Origin of the sequence: Streptomyces cathayae, assembly GCF_029760955.1 — a bacterium.
In the GTDB taxonomy this organism is placed as follows: Bacteria; Actinomycetota; Actinomycetes; order Streptomycetales; family Streptomycetaceae; genus Streptomyces; species Streptomyces cathayae.
Genome location: NZ_CP121682.1, coordinates 868,719 through 886,902, shown reverse-complemented (window position 1 = coordinate 886,902; position 18,184 = coordinate 868,719). Strand labels below are relative to the sequence as shown.

The following is an 18,184-nucleotide window of genomic DNA, read 5'->3' as shown; positions in this document are numbered from 1 at the left end:
CGTCTCTGCTTAGGAACTCGAGAATCATGACAGAAAACATAGGCGTACTCGCCAAGAAGTCACCCCAGCAGACCGGTGTGGAACGTGTCGTGAATGCGCCGTTGCCCACCGTGTACGGAAAGTTCCAGGCGGTCGGCTACCTCGACCACGACCGCGGTGACGAGCAAGTCGCCCTGGTCCACGGCGACATCGGCACGGACCGGGTCCTCACCCGGCTGCACTCGGAGTGCCTGACCGGCGACGCGTTCGGCTCCCAGCACTGCGAGTGCGGCGACCAGCTCGCCGCCGCACTGCGTGCGGTGGCCGCCGAAGGGGCCGGTGTCGTCCTCTACTTGAGAGGGCACGAGGGCCGCGGCATCGGCCTGCTGGCGAAGCTGCGCGCGATGGCCCTGCAGGCGGAGGGCCTGGACACCGTCGAGGCGAACCTCGCCCTCGGCCTGCCGGTGGACGCCCGCGACTACGGTGTCGCCGCCGGCATGCTCCAGGACCTGGGCGTACGGTCGGTGCGGCTGATGTCCAACAACCCCCGCAAGCACAAGGCGTTGGTACGGCACGGTGTCCAGGTCGCCGAGCAGGTGCCGCTGTTGATACCGCCGTGCGAGAGCAACATCACCTACCTGCGGACCAAGCGGGAACGCCTCGACCACGACCTGCCCCACCTGGACGCGGTGGCGCACTGGTCCTGACGGCCCGCCGGCCCCGGCGACCCCGGCGGCGGACCGGCGTCCGGACGGCCGGCGTTCAGCCGGTCACGGCCTCGTGCACCAGCCGCCTGAGGTCCGGGAAGACCGAGTGGGAGGACCGGGGCCGCACCTGCGTGTAGAACTGCACGGTCAGGTCGCGGCCCGGGTCGACCCAGAACGCGGTGGTGGCGACCCCGGTCCAGCCGTACGTGCCGAGGCCGGACGGGGCCCGCGTACGGGACGGGTCGACGACGACGGAGACCCCGAGGCCGAAGCCGACACCCTCGTTGCCGGGCTCGTCGTGGGCCGGTCGGCTGCCGAAGGCGCGCAGATCGGCGCCGTCGGGAAGGTGGTTGCGGGTCATCAGGTCCACCGTGTCCGGGGCGAGCAGCCGGACACCGTCCAGTTCGCCCCGCCGGCGCAGCAGTTCCATGAAGCGGTGCATGTCGTGGGCGGAGGCCGCCAGCCCTCCGCTGCCGGACAGGAACCGGGGACGGCCCCGCAGCGGCAGCCCCTCGACGGGCTCGATGCCGCCGGTGTCCGTCTCGCCGTACAACTCCGCGAGCCGCCCCGCCTGTTCGTCACCGACCTGGAAACCGGCGTCCGCCATTCCCAGCGGGCCGAAGATCCGCTCGGCGAAGAAGACGTCGAGCGGCTGCCCGGACACCACCTCGACGATCCGCCCCAGCACGTTGGAGGCGACCGAGTAGTTCCACTGCGTCCCCGGATCGAACTGCAGCGGCAGACCGGCGTACACGTCGACCGTCCGGGCGAGGTCCGCACCCGGCGCCACCGACGAGTCCAGCCCGGCCTCGCGGTACAGCGCGTCCACCGGATGGGCGTGGTAGAAGGCGAACGTCAGCCCGGCGGTGTGGGTCATCAGATGCCGTACGAGCAGGGGGCCGGCCGCGGGACGCGTGCGCATCCCGGCACCGGAGCCGCTCTCGTACACCCGCGGCGCGGCGAACGCCGGCAGGTGACGGCCGACCGGATCGTCCAGCGACAGCCGGCCCTCCTCCACGAGGAGCAGCGCGGCGACGGCGGTCACCGGCTTGGTCATGGAGTAGATCCGCCACAGCGTGTCGCTCTCCACCGGCAGCCCGGCCGCGACGTCCCGCCGCCCGTACGCCGTCAGGTGCGCGACCCGCCCGCCCCGTGCGACGGCGACGAGGAAGCCGGGCAGCCGCCCCGCGTCGACCTCGTGCGCGAAGTGCCGGTCCAGCCGGTCCAGCGCCTGCGCGTCCAGTCCGCACTCCGCCGGGTCGGCCTCTTGCCGCAGCAGTCCCATCGCCCACTCCTTCGATCACGCTCCCGAGCTGAGTCCGGGATACCCCGTCCGGAGCAGGTCAGACCTCGTCGGACCGGGTGAACACAGCGGCGGATCCGGGCAGACGGCGAGAACGACGGGAACGCCGGGGCCGGTGCGGGCGTTGCACGGGTTATGACACAGGACACACTGCCCGCACTGCTCGCACTGATCGGTGACCACAACGGTGGCGTGCTCGTCACGCTGAAACGGGACGGCCGTCCCCAGCTGTCGAACGTCAACCACGCCTACTACCCCGACGAGCGGTTGATCCGTGTCTCGCTCACGGACGGCCGGGCCAAGACCCGCAACCTGCGGCGGGACCCCCGGGCGTCCTACCACGTGACCACCCCCGACCGGTGGGCGTACACGGTCGCCGAGGGCACCGCCGAACTGTCCCCCGTCGCCGCCGACCCGCACGACGAGACGGTGCAGGAACTGATCCGGCTCTACCGCGACGTCAACGGCGAACACCCCGACTGGGACGACTACCGCGCCGCCATGGTCCGCGACCACCGCCTCGTCCTGCGCCTGCGGGTGGAACGGGCGTACGGGATCCCCCGGCGCGGCGAGTCGTAGGGCCCTCGGCGGCGGGGCGTAGGACCCCGGTGGCGGGGGTGTAGGACCCGGGGCCCCCGCCGGACGGCCGATGGTCCGGTGATCGTGGGGTGTCTACGCTGCGGAACGGATCGGCGCCGGTTCCGGCGCCGAGGAGCGCACCCCAGGGGAGAGGACGTCATGTCCGTCGACGGCCGCAGTCACATCCGTATCGCCCGCCCGTCCCGGGACCTCGCCGCGGCCGAGCGGTTCTGGTGCGGCGGGCTCGGACTGAGCGTGGTGTGGCGGACCGAGGGCGGCGCCCCGCCCGGCGGGCACGACCTGCTGATGCTGGGGTGGCCGGATGCCGACTGGCACCTCGAGCTCGTGCACGAACCCGGGCGGCCCGTCGAGCCCCGGCCCACCGAGGAGGACCTGCTGGTGGTCTACCTCGACGGCCCGGTCCCGGACGACCTGGTCGGCCGGCTCGAACAGCACGGCGGTACGGCGGTGCCGTCCCCCAATCCGTACTGGAACGAGTGGGGCGTCACCCTCGAGGACCCCGACGGCTACCGGCTGGTGCTGTGCCGGCGCGGGTGGTCCAACCGATAGGCGGGGGCGGGCGGGGCCTCGACGACGCGAGACCCCCGGGGCCGGGTGGCGGCTCCGGGGGTCGGGACGAGCGAGGTCAGGCCGTCACTTTCTCCGGCCGGGGTGTGCCGTCGGCCGTGCGTTCGCCGAGGAGTTCGGTCGGGATGCGGTGGGTCTCCCGGGCGGAGAGCGCCGCGATCACCGGCGGGACGCACAGGGCGGCCGTGAAGAGGGCCACCGCCGTCCAGTCGTCGCCGTCCGGGCCCGCGATCTGCGCGGCGAAGGTGACCGCGAAGCCGGCCACGGCGAAGCCGATCTGGGTGCCGATCGCCATACCCGAGAGCCGCACCCGGGTCGGGAACATCTCGCCGTAGAAGGACGGCCACACCCCGTTCGCGGCGCTGTAGACGACACCGAAGGTGAGGATGCCCAGCAGCATCGTCAGGGCGAAGTTGCCGGTGGAGACGACCCACAGGTACAGGAACATCATCACCGCGCTGCCGACGGCGCCGACCAGGAAGACCGGGCGGCGGCCGATCCGGTCGGAGAGCACGGCCCACAGGGGGATCGCGGCGAGCGCGGCGACGTTCGCCAGCGCGGCCACCCACAGCATCGACGTGCGGGACATGCCGACCGCGTCACTGGTCGCGTACGCCAGCGCCCACACCGTGAAGATCGTGCTGACCGAGGCGATCAGCGCACCCGCGACCACCCGCAGGACGTCCGCCCAGTGCTCGCGCAGCAGCACGGCCAGGGGCATCTTCACGACACCCTCGGTGGCGGTCTGCTGCTCGAAGGCCGGGGTCTCGTCCAGCTTGCGGCGGATGACGTACCCGACCACGGCGACCGCGACGCTCATCCAGAACGGCACCCGCCAGCCCCAGGAGAGCAACTGCTCCTCGGGCATCGCGGCCACCGGGATGAAGACCAGCGTGGCCAGCAGCTGGCCGCCCTGCGTACCGCTCAGGGTGAAACTGCTGAAGAAGCCGCGCCGGTGGGGTGGCGCGTGTTCCAGGGTCATCGAGTTCGCGCTGGCCTGTTCGCCGGCCGCCGAGATGCCCTGCAGGATGCGGCACAGCACCAGCAGGACCGGCGCGAGGGTGCCGACCTGGTCACGGGTGGGCAGACAGCCGATGAGGAACGTCGACACGCCCATCAGCATCAGCGTGAAGACCATGATCTTCTTACGGCCGACCCGGTCCCCGTAGTGGCCGAGGAACAGCGCGCCGACGGGACGGGCCGCGTACGCGACACCGAACGTGGCCAGCGACAGCAGGGTCGCGGTGGCCGGGTCGGAGTCGTCGAAGAACACCTCCGGGAAGATCAGCGCCGCCGCGCTGCCGTAGATGAAGAAGTCGTAGTACTCCAGGGCGCTGCCGATCCAGGCGGCGGTCGCCGCCTTCTTCGGCTGTCCGGGAGGGGAGGCGTCGCGGGGCGGTGCGGGGACGGACACGGCGGGCTCCTTCGAGGGGACTCCACGACGGTACGCGGAGGAAGAACGGAGGGGAGAAGCCGGTGCGCTAATTAACCCACTGGATAGTTAGTCGCGGCTGAAAAGGGATGCTGCGCCCGACGGCCCCCGGTGTCAAGGGGTGGCGTCGTGCGGAATCGGCCCGGGAGCCGCCGGGGCGCGGGGGCGAGGCCCCGCGCCGGTCAGTCCGCGGCCCGCTCCGCCGTCAGGTACGCGATCACCATGTCGCCCAGCATCGCCCGGTAGTGCTCGCGCCGGTCCGGGGCGACCAGGTCGCGGCCGAACAGCGCGCCGAAGGTGTGCCGGTTGGACACCCGGAAGAAGCAGAACGAGCTGATCATCGCGTGCAGGTCGACGGCGTCCACATCGGCCGTGAACAGGCCCGACTCCTGCCCCGCGGCCAGGATCCGGCGGATCACGTCGAGCGCCGGCGAGCCCATCCGGCCGAGCTCCTCGGAGGCCGCGATGTGCTCCGCGTCGTGGATGTTCTCGATGCTCACCAGGCGGATGAAGTCCGGGTGCCGCTCATGGTGGTCGAAGGTCACCTCCGCCAGCCGCCGGATGGCCGCCACCGGGTCCAGGTGGTCGACGTCCAGCTGCTGCTCGGCCTCGCGGATCACGCCGTACGCGCGCTCCAGCACGGCCGTGAACAGCTTTTCCTTGCCGCCGAAGTAGTAGTAGATCATCCGCTTGGTGGTGCTGGTGCGGGCGGCGATCTCGTCGACGCGGGCCCCGTCGTAGCCGGCCCGTGCGAACTCCCGGGTCGCCACGTCGAGGATCTCGGCCCTGGTGCGGGCGGCGTCACGGATGCGCTCGCCGGGCCGTGCCGGTTCTTCGACGCTGGTCATGGGGTTCCTTCGGGCGAGGTCGGGCAGTGCCGGTGATTCTAGAAGGGAGCCGTCACCGGCCGGCCGGGGCTTCCATGAGCCCCCGACCGGCTGATATAGCTAACGTACTGGTTCGTACATTAGTGAGTGGTCTTCTGGAGGCCCCGGTGCTCAAGGACTCGTATCTCGTCGGGCTGATCGGCTCCGGCATCGGCCCGTCGCTCAGCCCCGCGCTGCACGAGCGGGAGGCCGACCGGCAGGGCCTGCGCTGTCTGTACCGGCTCCTCGACCTCGACACGATCGGCGTACCGCCCGAGGCGGTGGGCGAGCTGCTGCGCGCCGCGCGGCTGCTCGGATTCGACGGGCTCAACATCACCCACCCGTGCAAACGGCTCGTCGTCGAGCATCTCGACGCACTCGATCCGCAGGCCGAGGCGCTCGGCGCGGTCAACACCGTCGTCTTCGAGGGCGGCCGGGCCGTCGGCCACAACACGGACGTCACCGGTTTCGCCGCCTCCTTCGCCCGCGGCCTGCCCGACGTGCCGCTGGAGCGGGTGGTGCAGCTCGGCGCGGGCGGCGCCGGTGCCGCCGTCGCGCACGCCGTGCTCACCCTCGGCGCCGGACGGGTCACCGTGGCCGACGCCCTGCCCGAACGGGCCGACGAACTCGCCGGCTCCCTGAACCGGACCTTCGGGGCGGACCGCGCCGCCGCCGCACCCCTGGACCGGCTGCCGGAGCTGCTGGCCGCCGCCGACGGCAGCGGCGGCCTGGTGCACGCGACCCCCACCGGCATGGCCGCCCACCCGGGACTGCCGCTGCCCGCGGAGCTGCTGCACCCCGGGCTGTGGGTCGCCGAGGTCGTCTACCGTCCCCTGGAGACCGAGCTCCTGCGCACCGCCCGCGCGGCGGGCTGCGCCACCCTCGACGGCGGCGGCATGGCCGCCTTCCAGGCCGCGGACGCGTTCCGCCTGTTCACCGGGCGGGAACCCGACCGGGCCCGCATGCTCGCGGACCTCACCGAACTCACCGGCCCCGTCGCAGCACCCCAATAGCGCCAGAGCCCTCAGAGCCCTCAGAGTCCCCAGAGTCCCCAAGCCCTCAGGCCCCAGGGCCCTCAGTCCCCAGAGCACGGCACTTCACGGAAACAGAGGTACCGACGTGCGTACGTCCATCGCCACCGTCTCCCTCAGCGGCACCCTCACCGAGAAACTCACGGCCGCCGCCCGCGCCGGCTTCGACGGCGTGGAGATCTTCGAGAACGACCTGCTCGCCAGCCCGCTCACGCCACGGGAGATCCGCGCCCGCTGCCTCGACCTCGGACTCGGCATCGACCTCTACCAGCCGCTGCGGGACATCGAGGCCGTGCCCGCCGAGGCGTTCGCCCGCAACCTGCGCCGCGCCCGGCACAAGTTCGAGCTGATGGGCGAACTCGGCGCCGACACCGTGCTGGTCTGCTCCAGCGTCGACCCCGAGGCGATCGACGACGACGCCCTCGCCGCCGCACAGCTGCGCGAACTCGCCGACCTGGCGCAGGGCTTCGGCATCCGGGTCGCGTACGAGGCGCTGGCCTGGGGACGGCACGTCAGCACGTACGACCATGCCTGGCGCATCGTCGAGGCGGCCGGGCACCCGGCGCTCGGCACCTGCCTGGACAGCTTCCACATCCTCTCCAGGGGCTCCGACCCCAAGGGCATCGAGGACATCCCCGGCGAGAAGATCTTCTTCCTCCAGCTCGCCGACGCCCCGCTGCCCGCGATGGACGTCCTCCAGTGGAGCCGCCACCACCGCTGCTTCCCCGGGCAGGGCGGCTTCGACGTCGCCGGACTCGTCCGGCACGTCCTGCGCACCGGCTACGACGGGCCGCTCTCCCTGGAGGTGTTCAACGACGTGTTCCGGCAGGCCGAGGCCGCCCCGACCGCGGTGGACGCCCGGCGCTCCCTGCTCGTCCTGCAGGAGGAGGTGGGGGTGGCGCAGCCGCCCGCCCCCGTCGTCCCCACCGGTGTCGCCTTCGCCGAACTCGTCACCGCCGACGCCGAACCCCTCACCGCACTGCTGGGCGGCCTCGGCTTCACCCGCACCGCCCGGCACCGGAGCAAACCCGTCGACCTGTGGCAGCAGGGCGAGGCCCGCCTCCTCGTCAACACCGGTACGGCCGTGCGCCGCGACGGCACCCGACTCGCCGCCGTCGGCCTGGAGTCACCCGACCCCCCCGGGGCCGCCGCCCGCGCCGAGGCCCTGCTGGCGCCCGTCCTGCCGCGCCGCCGCGCCCCGAAGGACGCCCCGCTGGACGCCGTCGCCGCCCCCGACGGTACGGAACTGTTCTTCTGCGACGCCCGACTCGCCGACTGGCGGGCCGACTTCGAGGACGTGGGGGAGCCTGCCGCGGTCGCCGCCCCGGGGGTCCGGGGCATCGACCACCTCGCGCTCACCCAGCCCTGGCACCACTTCGACGAGGCGGCCCTCTTCCACCGCGGTGTGCTCGGGCTGCGGGCCGAGGACAGCGTCGACGTCGCCGACCCCTACGGGCTGCAGCGCAGCCGCGCGGTCAGCAACGCCGACGGCACCGTCCGGATCGTCCTCACCGTCCAGGCCGCACCCGGCGACGACACCGTGCACGCCCAGCACATCGCGTTCGCCACCGACGACGTGGTCGCCGCGGCCCGCCGGCTGCGCGACGCGGGCGTCCCGTTGCTGCCGATCCCGGCGAACTACTACGACGACCTCGCCGCCCGCCACGAGTTCGCCGACGGAGAACTGGAGACCTACCGCGAACTGGGCATCCTCTACGACCACGACGAGCACGGCACCCTGCGGCACTGCTACACCCGCACCGTCGGCCGGGTGTTCTTCGAACTCCTCCAGCGCGACGGCGGCCACCGCGGCTACGGCGCCCGCAACGCACCGGTACGGCTGGCCGCCCAGCACGCCGTCCGGACCCCGACCGCCCTCACCTCCCAGCCTTAGGGCTCCGAACGCCATGGGCGCCCGGCTCGCGGCGTCCGGCACGCACTCCCCTCAAGCTCTCGGCTCCGCTCGAACAGGGGGACCCCCATGACGCCGTGAGCTGATCGGACGCCCATGGCGTTCGGAGTTCTCAGGGCAGGGCGCCGGCGTCGGGACCTCAGGGGCGGGTGTTCCACTCCGCGAGCACCGGGCTGCCGTGCTCCAGCGACAGCCGGCCCAGCGTTCCCGTCTCCAGCCGGAACAGCCGCCCGTCCGTGGGCGGCAGGCCCAGCCGCCGCGCGGTCAGCACCCGCAGCAGGTGGCCGTGCGCCACGAGCACCACATCACCCGCCTCGAGCGCCCCGGCCACCCGGGACAGCACCCGGTCGGCCCGCTCGCCGACCTGCGCCGCGGACTCGCCGGGAGACTCCGGACCGGACGGCACCCCGTCGGTCCACAGGTCCCAGCCGGGCCGGGCGCGTCGGATGTCCGCGCTGGTGACACCCTCGTAACCGCCGTAGTCCCACTCCCGCAGGTCCGGCTCCGGCACCGCCCCCGCCAGCCCCGCGAGTTCGGCGGTGCGCCGGGCGCGGAGCAGCGGACTGGTGAGCACGAGCGCGAAGGCGCGGCCCGCGAGCAGCGGGGCCAGGGACCTGGCCTGGTCCTCGCCGCCCGGGGTCAGGGGCAGATCGGTGGCCCCGGTGTGCCGTCCCGCCCTGCTCCACTCCGTCTCACCGTGCCGGGCCAGCAGGAGATCTCCCACGACCGCTACGCCCAGTCCTCCTGCTCCTGGCTCTGGTCACGCTTCTGATCCAGGCCGTCCCGGTCCGCGGACTCGACCGCGTGGCCGCCGAACTGGTTGCGCAGCGCCGCGACCATCTTCATCTGCGGCGAGTCCTCCTGCCGGGAGGCGAACCGCGCGAACAGGGAGGCGGTGATCGCCGGCAGCGGCACCGCGTGGTCGATGGCGGCCTCCACGGTCCAGCGGCCCTCGCCCGAGTCCTCGGCGTAGCCGCGCAGCTTCTCCAGGTGGGGGTCCTCGTCGAGCGCGTCGACCGCCAGGTCGAGCAGCCAGGAGCGGATGACCGTGCCCTGCTGCCAGGAGCGGAACACCTCGCGGACGTTGTCCACCGAGTGGACCTTCTCCAGCAGCTCCCAGCCCTCGGCGTAGGCCTGCATCATCGCGTACTCGATGCCGTTGTGGACCATCTTCGCGAAGTGCCCGGCACCGACCTCGCCCGCGTGGACGTAGCCGTACGGGCCCTCCGGCTTGAGCGCGTCGAAGATCGGCTTCAGCCGCTCCACGTGCTCCTCGTCGCCGCCGACCATGAGGGCGTAGCCGTGTTCCAGCCCCCACACACCGCCCGAGACACCCGCGTCGACGAAACCGATGCCCCGGGCACCCAGCTCCCTGGCGTGCTTCTCGTCGTCCGTCCACCGGGAGTTGCCGCCGTCGACGACGAGATCGCCGGGCTTGAGCAGGCTCCCCAGCTGATCGATGACGTGCTGGGTGACCGCGCCGGCCGGGACCATCACCCAGACGACGCGCGGCACGTCGAGCCGGTCGATGAGGTCGGACAGGTGGCCGACGTCGGAGCGGTCGGGGTTCGTGTCGTAGCCGACGACGGTGTGTCCGGCGGCACGGATGCGCTCACGCATGTTGCCGCCCATCTTGCCGAGACCAACAAGGCCGATCTGCATGTCAGTTCACTTCCTGGGTTCGGACAGGGCGGCCCACCGGGGGGCGCCGGGTCGGTGCGGGGGAGGGGGCGTCAGGCATGGGCGGGGACCTCCCCGGTGGCCCCGCCGCGCAGGGCGACGGCGTACATCTCGTCCGCGTCGAGACGCCTGAGCTCCTCCGCGATCAGCTCGGAGAGGGGACGTACCTTCAGTGCGAGCCGCCGCGACGGCTGCCCCGGCAGCGACAGCGTGGCCATCGGGCCCTCCGGGCGGTCGATGGCGATCTCGCCGTCCACCGTGCCCAGGCGCACGCCGGTGACCACCGGGCCGGCCGTCTCCACCCGCTCGACCGGCACCTTCAGCCGGGCCTCCAGCCAGCGCGCCAGCAGCTCCGCGCTCGGATTGTCGGCCTCGCTCTCCACGGCCGCCGACGTCACCGTCAGCCGGGTCTGGTCCAGCGCGGCGGCCAGCATGGACCGCCACGGCGTCAGCCTGGTCCAGGCCAGGTCGGTGTCGCCGGGCGCGTAGCAGCGACTCCGGGTGGCCAGCACCTCCAGGGGATGCTCGACCGCGTACAGGTCGGTGATCCTGCGCTGGGCCAGCGCGCCCAGCGGGTCCCTCGACGGGTGCTCGGGCCCGTCCGCGGGCCACCAGACCACCACCGGGGCGTCCGGCAGCAGCAGCGGCAGCACCACGGAGTCGGCGTGGTCGGACACCTCGCCGTAGGTCCGCAGGACCACGGTCTCGCCGGCGCCGGCCTCCGAACCCACCCGCACCTCGGCGTCGAGACGCGGGTGGGTGCGTTCACGCAAGTTGCGGGCGTGGCGCCGGATGACGACGAGCATGCGCGAGGGGTGCTCGTGCGAGGCCTTCTCGGCGGCCTTGATCGAGTCGTAGGCGTTCTCCTCGTCCGTGACGATCACCATCGTCAGGACCATGCCCACGGCGGGGGTGCCGATGGCACGGCGGCCCCGCACCAGCGCCTTGTTGACATCGCTTGCCGTGGTGTCGGTGAGGTCTATCTTCATGGCCTGCGCCAGCTCCGTCCGTCTCGTGCGGGCATCCCGCCGGCTTGTGCGGATCCCCGACTGCCCGAGGTGTACCGCGCGGGCCTGCCGTGGGACGCCCGGTGCTCCTCGACCGGGTCGAGGATCCTCCAGGACTCTTCCACTTCCTGATGACGGGGGAACAGGTGGGTGTCCCCCGGCAGGACATCCAGGATGAGCCGTTCGCACGTCTTTGGGCCGCACTCGGTGAACGACTCGCCGGAACGGCCGTGCGCGGTTGCCCGGACGCGGGGTCGTCGTCGAAGTCGCCCGGCACGCCCCGCGTGCCCGCGGCGAGCCACTGCCGGACCTGCTCGCGGAACGGGGTGCGAGGGTGCTCCTCGACCGCGTCGCGCACCGCCTGCGCGACGCCCTGGCCCGCCCGGTCCCGGCGGGCGGAGCCGACCGGGGGAGGAGCCGGCGATCCGGGGGAGCCGGCGGTCGCGGGGGGTGTGCAGGGGGTCGGGCCGGCCGGCCCCGGCCCCGTTCTCGCCTCCGCCTTCGGCCTCGCCCGTCTCCTCGGTCATTCCGCGTCAGCTCCCTTGGTGTCGAGGGCCTTCCCCCTACAGGGTGTCCCGGGAAGCGGGAACCTTCACCTCCGAGAGATCCAGGCGGGACCCGTGCCCGTGCTTTTCACCCGCTGGTCCTCGGGGAGCCTTAGGTCCGAAGGAGTGACTGTCACTTCACCTTCAATGGTGAAAGTGTGACGTTTCAGGTGGAGGGACGCCTCGAGGCGCTGGTTCCCGGTGGCCGACCGCATGGGTGAGGGGGTCCCCGAGTACGGGGGACCCCCTCACCGTGGGTGGTCAGCGGCTGAAGGTGAACCAGTTGACGTTCACGAAGTCCTGCGGCTGGCCGCTGGTGAAGGTCAGATACACGTCGTGCGTGCCCGTCACGGAGGTGATGTTCGCCGGGATCGTCCGCCACGACTGCCAGCCGCCCGTGTTGCCCACCGCGAAACTCCCGATGGGCGCGTTGCCCCGGCTGTCCAGACGTACCTCGACCAGACCGCTGACCCCGGCCGGCGCGCCGCTCGCCACCCGGGCGGAGAACTGCCGGGCCGCGGAGGAGCCGAAGTCGACGCCCTTGTACTGCAGCCAGTCACCGCCCGCCAGCGCCCCCACGTTCTGGCCGCCGCCGGAGTCCGAGGTGGTCTCCGTCATCGTGCCGGACTGGGCGTCGAAGGACTCGGCCTGGAGGGTGCCGTAGGCGTCCCGGTTGCCGGCCGGCGGGGGCGTGGTGCCACCGCCGCCGGAACTGAGCACCTGGACGTAGTCGACGAGCATCGAGTGGCCGGGCTGGGTACCGCCGTCCGGGCCGCCGCCGAAGGCGTCGGGGAAGCCGCCGCCCATCGCCACGTTGAGGATGACGAAGAAGCCGTGGTCGGTGGCGTTCCTCCAGGTCGTCGCGTCGACCTGGTTCTCCCGCACGGTGTGGAAGTTGTTTCCGTCGAGGTAGAAGCGGATCTGCTCCACGCTCGAGGAGCGGTCCCACTCCAGCCGGTAGGTGTGGAAGCCGGCCTGGCAGGTCGTGCCCTGACAGGTGGTCGAACCGCCGATGCCGCTGTTCTCGTCGCACGGCCCGCCGGGTGCGGTGCCGCAGTGCATCGTGGCGAAGACGGTGTTGTTGCCCTGGGTGTTCTCCATGATGTCGAGCTCGCCCACGGACGGCCAGTTCCAGTAGTTGCCCCGGTAGGGCGCGCCCAGCATCCAGAACGCCGGCCAGTAGCCCTTGGCGGCGGCGCCGGTCACGTTCGGCACCTGGATGCGGCTCTCGACGCGCAGCGTGCCCCCGGCGGGCGGCTGGAAGTCGGCACGGTTGGTCTCGACGCGGCCCGAGGTCCAGTTGCCGGAGGCGTCCCGTCGCGGGGTGATACGGAGGTTGCCGTTGCCGTCGAGGAAGACGTTCTCCGGGTTCGACGTCATCGTCTCGATCTCGCCGGTACCCCAGTTGGCGGGGCCGCCCGGGTATCCCCTGCCGGTCGCGTACCGCCAGTCGGCGGTGTTGATCCCGCTGCCCGCGGCGCCGTTGAAGTCGTCGACGAAGAGCTGGCTCCAGCCCGACGGCGGGGGCGGGGCGGCGGCGCTCGCCGACGGGACGGCGGCCGTGACGGCGGCCGCGGTGAGCCCGAGGGTGCCGACGACGGCGAGCAGCGCCCGCCGCAGCGGGCGGGGTCTGCGGAGGGGCCGGAAGCTGCGGGGGGTGCCGGAGGTGTCACTCATGTGGGGGCTGCCTCTCGGATGTGGAGACGGACGCGGAGGTGAGAACGGATGCGGAGGTGGATGCGGAGGTGGATACGGATACGGATGCACGGGGGAGTGCTCGGAGAGCTCGGCCCGATGGTTCTGAGAGCGCTCTCAGAGTGTCGCCAATGTGCTCTGCGGCCCTGTGGCCGTCAAGAGGTGTAACCGAGAAAGTCCTTCCGGGCGGGGAGAGTTCATCCCGTGAATCGACGCGAACGGGTGCAACCGCGCCACGTCGCCGGTGCGCGGACGGTCCGTACCCCGGTGCTCGCTCCGCCCCCCTTGGCCGGACATGCTGGTGTCGAGGGTGTCAACGGCATCGGTGACGCCGAGGCGGGAAGGGTGCAGACGTGAAACTGACGATTCTGGGCGGCGGAGGATTCCGGGTACCGCTGGTGTACGGCGCGCTCCTCGAGGACCACGCCGAGGGGCGGGTGACCCGGGTCGTCCTCCACGACGTGGACGACCGCCGGCTGTACGCGATCGCCCGGGTGCTGGCCGACCAGGCGGCCGGGGTGCCCGACGCCCCCGAGGTGACCACCACCACCGATCTGGACGACGCCCTGCGCGGCGCCGACTTCGTCTTCTCCGCGATCCGGGTCGGCGGCCTCGAGGGCCGCGCGCACGACGAACGGGTCGCGCTCGCCGAGGGCGTCCTCGGGCAGGAGACGGTCGGCGCGGGCGGCATCGCCTACGGACTGCGCACCGTCCCCGTCGCCGTCGACATCGCCCGCCGGGTGGCCCGCCTCGCCCCCGACGCCTGGGTCATCAACTTCACCAACCCGGCGGGCCTGGTCACCGAGGCCATGTCCCGCCATCTCGGCGACCGCGTCATCGGCATCTGCGACTCGCCGGTCGGCCTCGGCCGCCGCGTCGCCCGGGTGCTCGGCGCGGACCCGCGGGAGGCGTGGATCGACTACGTCGGCCTCAACCACCTCGGCTGGGTGCGCGGCCTGCGGGTCAAGGGCCGCGACGAACTCCCGCGCCTGCTCGCCGACCACCACCTGCTCGGCTCCTTCGAGGAGGGCAGGCTCTTCGGCGCCGACTGGCTCCAGTCCCTCGGCGCGATCCCCAACGAGTACCTGCACTACTACTACTTCAACCGGGAGACCGTACGCGCCTACCGGCAGGCGGAGAAGACCCGCGGCGCCTTCCTCCACGACCAGCAGGCCCGCTTCTACGCGCAGGTGAGCGACCCCGACGCCACCGGCACCCCCGCTCTGGACACCTGGAACCGCACCCGCGCCGAACGCGAGGCCACCTACATGGCGGAGAACCGCGAGACCGCCGGCGCCGGAGACCGCGACGAGGACGACCTGTCCGGCGGCTACGAGAAGGTGGCCCTCGCACTGATGCGGGCCGTCGCCCGCGACGAACGGACCACCCTGATCCTCAACGTCCGCAACCGCAGCACCCTTTCGGCACTCGACACGGAAGCCGTCATCGAAGTCCCGTGCCTCGTCGACGCCGGCGGCGCGCACCCCGTCTCCGTCGACCCGCTGCCGGGCCACGCCACCGGCCTGGTCTGCGCGGTCAAGGCGGTCGAGCGCGAGGTGCTCCAGGCCACCGAGTCCGGCTCCCGCGCCCGGGCGGTCAAGGCCTTCGCCCTCCACCCGCTCGTCGACTCCGTGAACGTGGCCCGCCGCCTCGTCGAGGGCTACACCGCTGTCCATCCCGGCCTCGCCCACCTCAAGTAGCCCTGTGAGGAGAGCACTTCATGCATGACGAACGCCATCGGATCGAGGGCCGCGTCGAACGCGTCCACACCCAGCGCGTCAAGCCCGCGGTCTACGCCGCGACCGTCCCGCTCACCGTCGAGGCCTGGCACGCGCCGGGCGAGCCGGTCCCCTTCGCAGAGGCCGCGGCCGCCCCCTACGAGCCCTTCGCCAGGAACACCCCGTGGGGCCCGCCCTGGGGCACCACCTGGTTCCGGATGCGCGGGCGGGTCCCCGCCGCCTGGGCCGGCCGGCGCGTCGAGGCGGTCATCGACCTCGGCTTCACCGGCGCCGGACCGGGCTTCCAGGCCGAAGCCCTGGTGCACCTGACCGACGGCACCCCGCTGAAGGCGGTCAACCCGCTCAACCGGTACGTCCCGGTCGCCCGCCGGGCCGCGGGCGGCGAGGAGATCGACTACCTGGTCGAGGCGGCCTCCAACCCCGACATCCTCGCCGACGGCTTCGCCCGCCCGACCCCGCTCGGCGACCGGCACACGGCGGGCGACACCCCGCTGTACGTGTTCCACGGAGCCGATCTCGCCGTCCTCGACGAACCGGTCTGGCACCTCGACCTCGACCTGTGCGTGCTGCGCGAACTCATGGCCGAACTGGGCGGACACGAGCCGCGCCGGCACGAGATCGCGCACGCCCTGGACCGGGCCATGGACGCCCTCGACCTCGACGACGTCTCCGGCAGCGCCCCCGCCGCCCGCGCGGCCCTCGCCCCCGTCCTCGCCAGGCCCGCGCACGCCAGCGCACACACCGTCTCCGGCGTCGGGCACGCCCACATCGACTCCGCCTGGCTGTGGCCGCTGCGCGAGACCCGGCGCAAGACGTCCCGCACCTTCTCCAACGCCACCGCGCTCGCCGAGGAGTACGACGACTTCGTCTTCGCCTGCTCGCAGGCCCAGCAGTACGCGTGGGTGCGCGACCACCACCCGCAGGTGTGGGAGGGGATCAAGAAGGCCGTCGGCAAGGGCCAGTGGGCGCCGGTCGGCGGCATGTGGGTGGAGGCCGACGGCAATCTGCCCGGCGGCGAGGCCCTCGCCCGCCAACTGGTCCACGGCAAAAGGTTCTTCCTCGAGCACTTCGGCATCGAGACCAAGGGCGTCTGGCTGCCCGACTCCTTCGGCTACAGCGCCGCCTACCCGCAACTGGCCAAGCTCGCCGGCAACGAGTGGTTCCTCACCCAGAAGATCTCCTGGAACCAGACCAACAGGTTCCCGCACCACACCTTCTGGTGGGAGGGCATCGACGGCACCCGCATCTTCACCCACTTCCCGCCGGTCGACACCTACAACGCGGCCCTCACCGGTGAGGAGATGGCCCGCGCCGTGCGCAACTACCGGGAGAAGGGCGGCGGTACCCGCTCGCTCGCACCGTTCGGCTGGGGCGACGGCGGCGGCGGCCCCACCCGCGAGCACATGGAACGGGCCCGCCGGCTGGCCGACCTGGAGGGCTCCCCGAAGGTCGTCGTCGAACACCCCGACGCCTTCTTCGCCAAGGCCCGCGAGGAGTACCCCGACGCCCCGGTCTGGAACGGCGAGCTCTACCTGGAACTGCACCGCGCCACCTACACCAGCCAGGCCCGCACCAAACAGGGCAACCGGCGCAGCGAACACCTGCTGCGCGAGGCCGAGTTGTGGGCCACCACGGCGGCACTGCACGCGCAGACCTATCTCTACCCGTACGACGCGCTCGACCGGCTGTGGAAGACGGTCCTGCTGCACCAGTTCCACGACATCCTGCCCGGCTCGTCCATCGCCTGGGTGCACCGGGAGGCGGAGGCGGAGTACGCCAGGGTCGCAGCGGAGCTGGAGGCACTGACCGGGGAGGCGATCACCGCCCTCGGGGAGGGCCCCGGCCCCCGGGTGTTCAACACCAGCCCGTACGACCGCGCCGAGGTGGTCCGGACACCCGGGGGAGCGCCGGTGTGGACGACCGTGCCCGCGAACGGCAGCGCACCCCTGGCGGCACCGGCCGGCTCCCCCCGCCCTCAGCCGGTGACCGTCACGGAACGGGTGCTCGACAACGGGACGGTGCGGGTCCGGCTGGCGGACGACGGCACACTGGCGTCCGTCCGGGACCTCCGCGCGGACCGCGAGGTGCTGGCCGGTCCGGGCAACCTGCTCCGGCTGCACACGGACCTCCCCAACCACTGGGACGCCTGGGACATCGACCAGCACTACCGGAACCGGTTCACCGAGCTGCCCGCCGCCGGCTCCGTCACCGTCGTCGCCCGGGACCCGCTGGCCTGCGCGGTGCGGGTGGAGCGCGCCTTCGGCAACGGCTCACGGATCACCCAGACGATCACCCTGCGCGCCGGCAGCCCCCGGATCGACTTCGAGACCGAGATCGACTGGCACGAGGCCGAGAAGATCCTCAAGGCCGGCTTCCCGGTCGACATCCGGGCCCCGCACTCCTCCGCGGAGATCCAGTTCGGTCACGTCCAGCGCCCCACCCACACCAACACCAGCTGGGAGGCGGCCCGTTTCGAGGTCTCCGGCCACCGCTGGGTGCACCTCGGCGAACCCGGCTACGGCGTCGCCGTCCTGAGCGACTCGACCTACGGCCACGACGTGACCCGCACGGTCCGCGACGACGGGGGCACGACCACGACGGTCCGCCTCAGCCTGGTGCGCGCCCCGCGGATCCCGGACCCCGGGGCCGACCAGGGCACGCACCGCTTCACCTACGCGCTGCTGCCCGGCGCGCGCATCGAGGACGCCGTCGCGGAGGGCTACGCGCTCAACCTGCCGTTGCGCGTGGCCCGGGCGGCGGGCGCACCGGACCCGGTGGTCTCGGTGGACGGCGAGGGCGTGACCGTCGAGGCGGTCAAGCTCGCCGACGACGCCTCCGGCGATGTCGTCGTCCGCCTCTACGAATCCCGCGGCGGACGCGCCACCGGCACCCTGCGCACCGGCTTCCCCCTCGGCGGGGCCCAGGTGACCGACCTGCTGGAGCGGCCGCTGGAACCGGCGGACACCGACGGCGACAGCGTGCCCGTGGCCCTGCGTCCGTTCCAGGTGCTGACCCTGCGGCTGGCGGTGGACCGGAACCGGAACCGGAACCGGGACTGACCGCCCGCGCACCGTGTGCACCGGGGCAGCCGGTCGCCCCACCCGTGACGCCGGCCGGCCGA

14 protein-coding genes and 1 pseudogene are annotated in these 18,184 nt (G+C 72.6%); 7 read left to right on the top strand and 8 right to left on the bottom strand.

Going from position 1 to position 18,184, the window contains the following annotated elements; all coding sequences use genetic code 11:
• Positions 1–26 precede the first annotated feature (26 nt).
• Positions 27–686, top strand: a complete 660-nt coding sequence (gene ribA, locus PYS65_RS04220; protein ID WP_279332412.1) for a GTP cyclohydrolase II — start codon at positions 27–29, stop codon at positions 684–686.
• Positions 687–741: 55 nt separating this feature from the next.
• On the opposite strand, the gene PYS65_RS04215 is transcribed toward ribA, so the two are convergent.
• The gene (locus PYS65_RS04215) at positions 742–1,971 is read right to left on the bottom strand and encodes a serine hydrolase domain-containing protein (protein ID WP_279332411.1); all 1,230 of its coding nucleotides are present in this window, start codon (positions 1,969–1,971) and stop codon (positions 742–744) included.
• 153 nt (positions 1,972–2,124) lie between these two features.
• Here PYS65_RS04215 and PYS65_RS04210 point away from each other — a divergent pair, with 153 nt between their 5' ends.
• Positions 2,125–2,568 (top strand): PPOX class F420-dependent oxidoreductase, encoded by a 444-nt coding sequence (locus tag PYS65_RS04210; RefSeq protein ID WP_279332410.1) that lies wholly within the window; start codon positions 2,125–2,127, stop codon positions 2,566–2,568.
• 159 nt (positions 2,569–2,727) lie between these two features.
• Positions 2,728–3,138, top strand: coding sequence for a VOC family protein (locus PYS65_RS04205; protein ID WP_279332409.1), 411 nt, complete (start codon positions 2,728–2,730; stop codon positions 3,136–3,138).
• 76 nt (positions 3,139–3,214) lie between these two features.
• Here PYS65_RS04205 and PYS65_RS04200 read toward each other — a convergent pair whose 3' ends face one another.
• The gene (locus tag PYS65_RS04200; RefSeq protein WP_279332408.1) at positions 3,215–4,570 is read right to left on the bottom strand and encodes an MFS transporter; all 1,356 of its coding nucleotides are present in this window, start codon (positions 4,568–4,570) and stop codon (positions 3,215–3,217) included.
• 200 nt (positions 4,571–4,770) lie between these two features.
• On the bottom strand, positions 4,771–5,436 hold the full coding sequence (locus PYS65_RS04195; RefSeq protein WP_279332407.1) for a TetR/AcrR family transcriptional regulator: 666 nt from the start codon (positions 5,434–5,436) through the stop codon (positions 4,771–4,773).
• A gap of 146 nt (positions 5,437–5,582) precedes the next feature.
• On the opposite strand from PYS65_RS04195, the gene PYS65_RS04190 reads away from it, so the two are divergent.
• Together PYS65_RS04190 and PYS65_RS04185 are read left to right on the top strand one after the other, a co-directional pair.
• On the top strand, positions 5,583–6,467 hold the full coding sequence (locus PYS65_RS04190) for a shikimate dehydrogenase (protein WP_279337846.1): 885 nt from the start codon (positions 5,583–5,585) through the stop codon (positions 6,465–6,467).
• A gap of 106 nt (positions 6,468–6,573) precedes the next feature.
• Positions 6,574–8,379 carry a bifunctional sugar phosphate isomerase/epimerase/4-hydroxyphenylpyruvate dioxygenase family protein gene (locus tag PYS65_RS04185; RefSeq protein WP_279332406.1) on the top strand — a complete coding sequence of 602 codons (1,806 nt, stop codon included), beginning with the start codon at positions 6,574–6,576 and terminating at the stop codon, positions 8,377–8,379.
• Between the two features lie 157 nt (positions 8,380–8,536).
• Here PYS65_RS04185 and PYS65_RS04180 read toward each other — a convergent pair whose 3' ends face one another.
• The 5 genes and pseudogenes from PYS65_RS04180 to PYS65_RS04160 form a co-directional block, all read right to left on the bottom strand.
• Complete coding sequence (locus PYS65_RS04180) at positions 8,537–9,121, bottom strand: histidine phosphatase family protein (RefSeq protein ID WP_279332405.1); 585 nt, start codon at positions 9,119–9,121, stop codon at positions 8,537–8,539.
• Between the two features lie 5 nt (positions 9,122–9,126).
• Positions 9,127–10,059 (bottom strand): phosphogluconate dehydrogenase (NAD(+)-dependent, decarboxylating), encoded by a 933-nt coding sequence (gene gnd, locus PYS65_RS04175; protein WP_279332404.1) that lies wholly within the window; start codon positions 10,057–10,059, stop codon positions 9,127–9,129.
• A gap of 71 nt (positions 10,060–10,130) precedes the next feature.
• Entirely contained in the window at positions 10,131–11,066 is a 936-nt protein-coding gene (gene opcA, locus PYS65_RS04170) for a glucose-6-phosphate dehydrogenase assembly protein OpcA (protein WP_279332403.1), read from the bottom strand.
• Positions 11,063–11,305, bottom strand: a pseudogene (locus PYS65_RS04165) (glucose-6-phosphate dehydrogenase); the annotation flags it as partial. The pseudogene PYS65_RS04165 and the gene opcA, both read right to left, overlap by 4 nt.
• Positions 11,306–11,890: 585 nt before the next feature.
• Positions 11,891–13,306: a glycoside hydrolase family 16 protein gene (locus PYS65_RS04160; RefSeq protein WP_279332402.1), complete on the bottom strand. Its 1,416-nt coding sequence runs from the start codon at positions 13,304–13,306 to the stop codon at positions 11,891–11,893.
• 371 nt (positions 13,307–13,677) lie between these two features.
• On the opposite strand from PYS65_RS04160, the gene PYS65_RS04155 reads away from it, so the two are divergent.
• Entirely contained in the window at positions 13,678–15,024 is a 1,347-nt protein-coding gene (locus PYS65_RS04155; RefSeq protein WP_279332401.1) for a 6-phospho-beta-glucosidase, read from the top strand.
• Between the two features lie 20 nt (positions 15,025–15,044).
• Positions 15,045–18,122, top strand: a complete 3,078-nt coding sequence (locus PYS65_RS04150; protein ID WP_279332400.1) for an alpha-mannosidase — start codon at positions 15,045–15,047, stop codon at positions 18,120–18,122.
• The last annotated feature ends 62 nt before the right edge of the window (positions 18,123–18,184 follow it).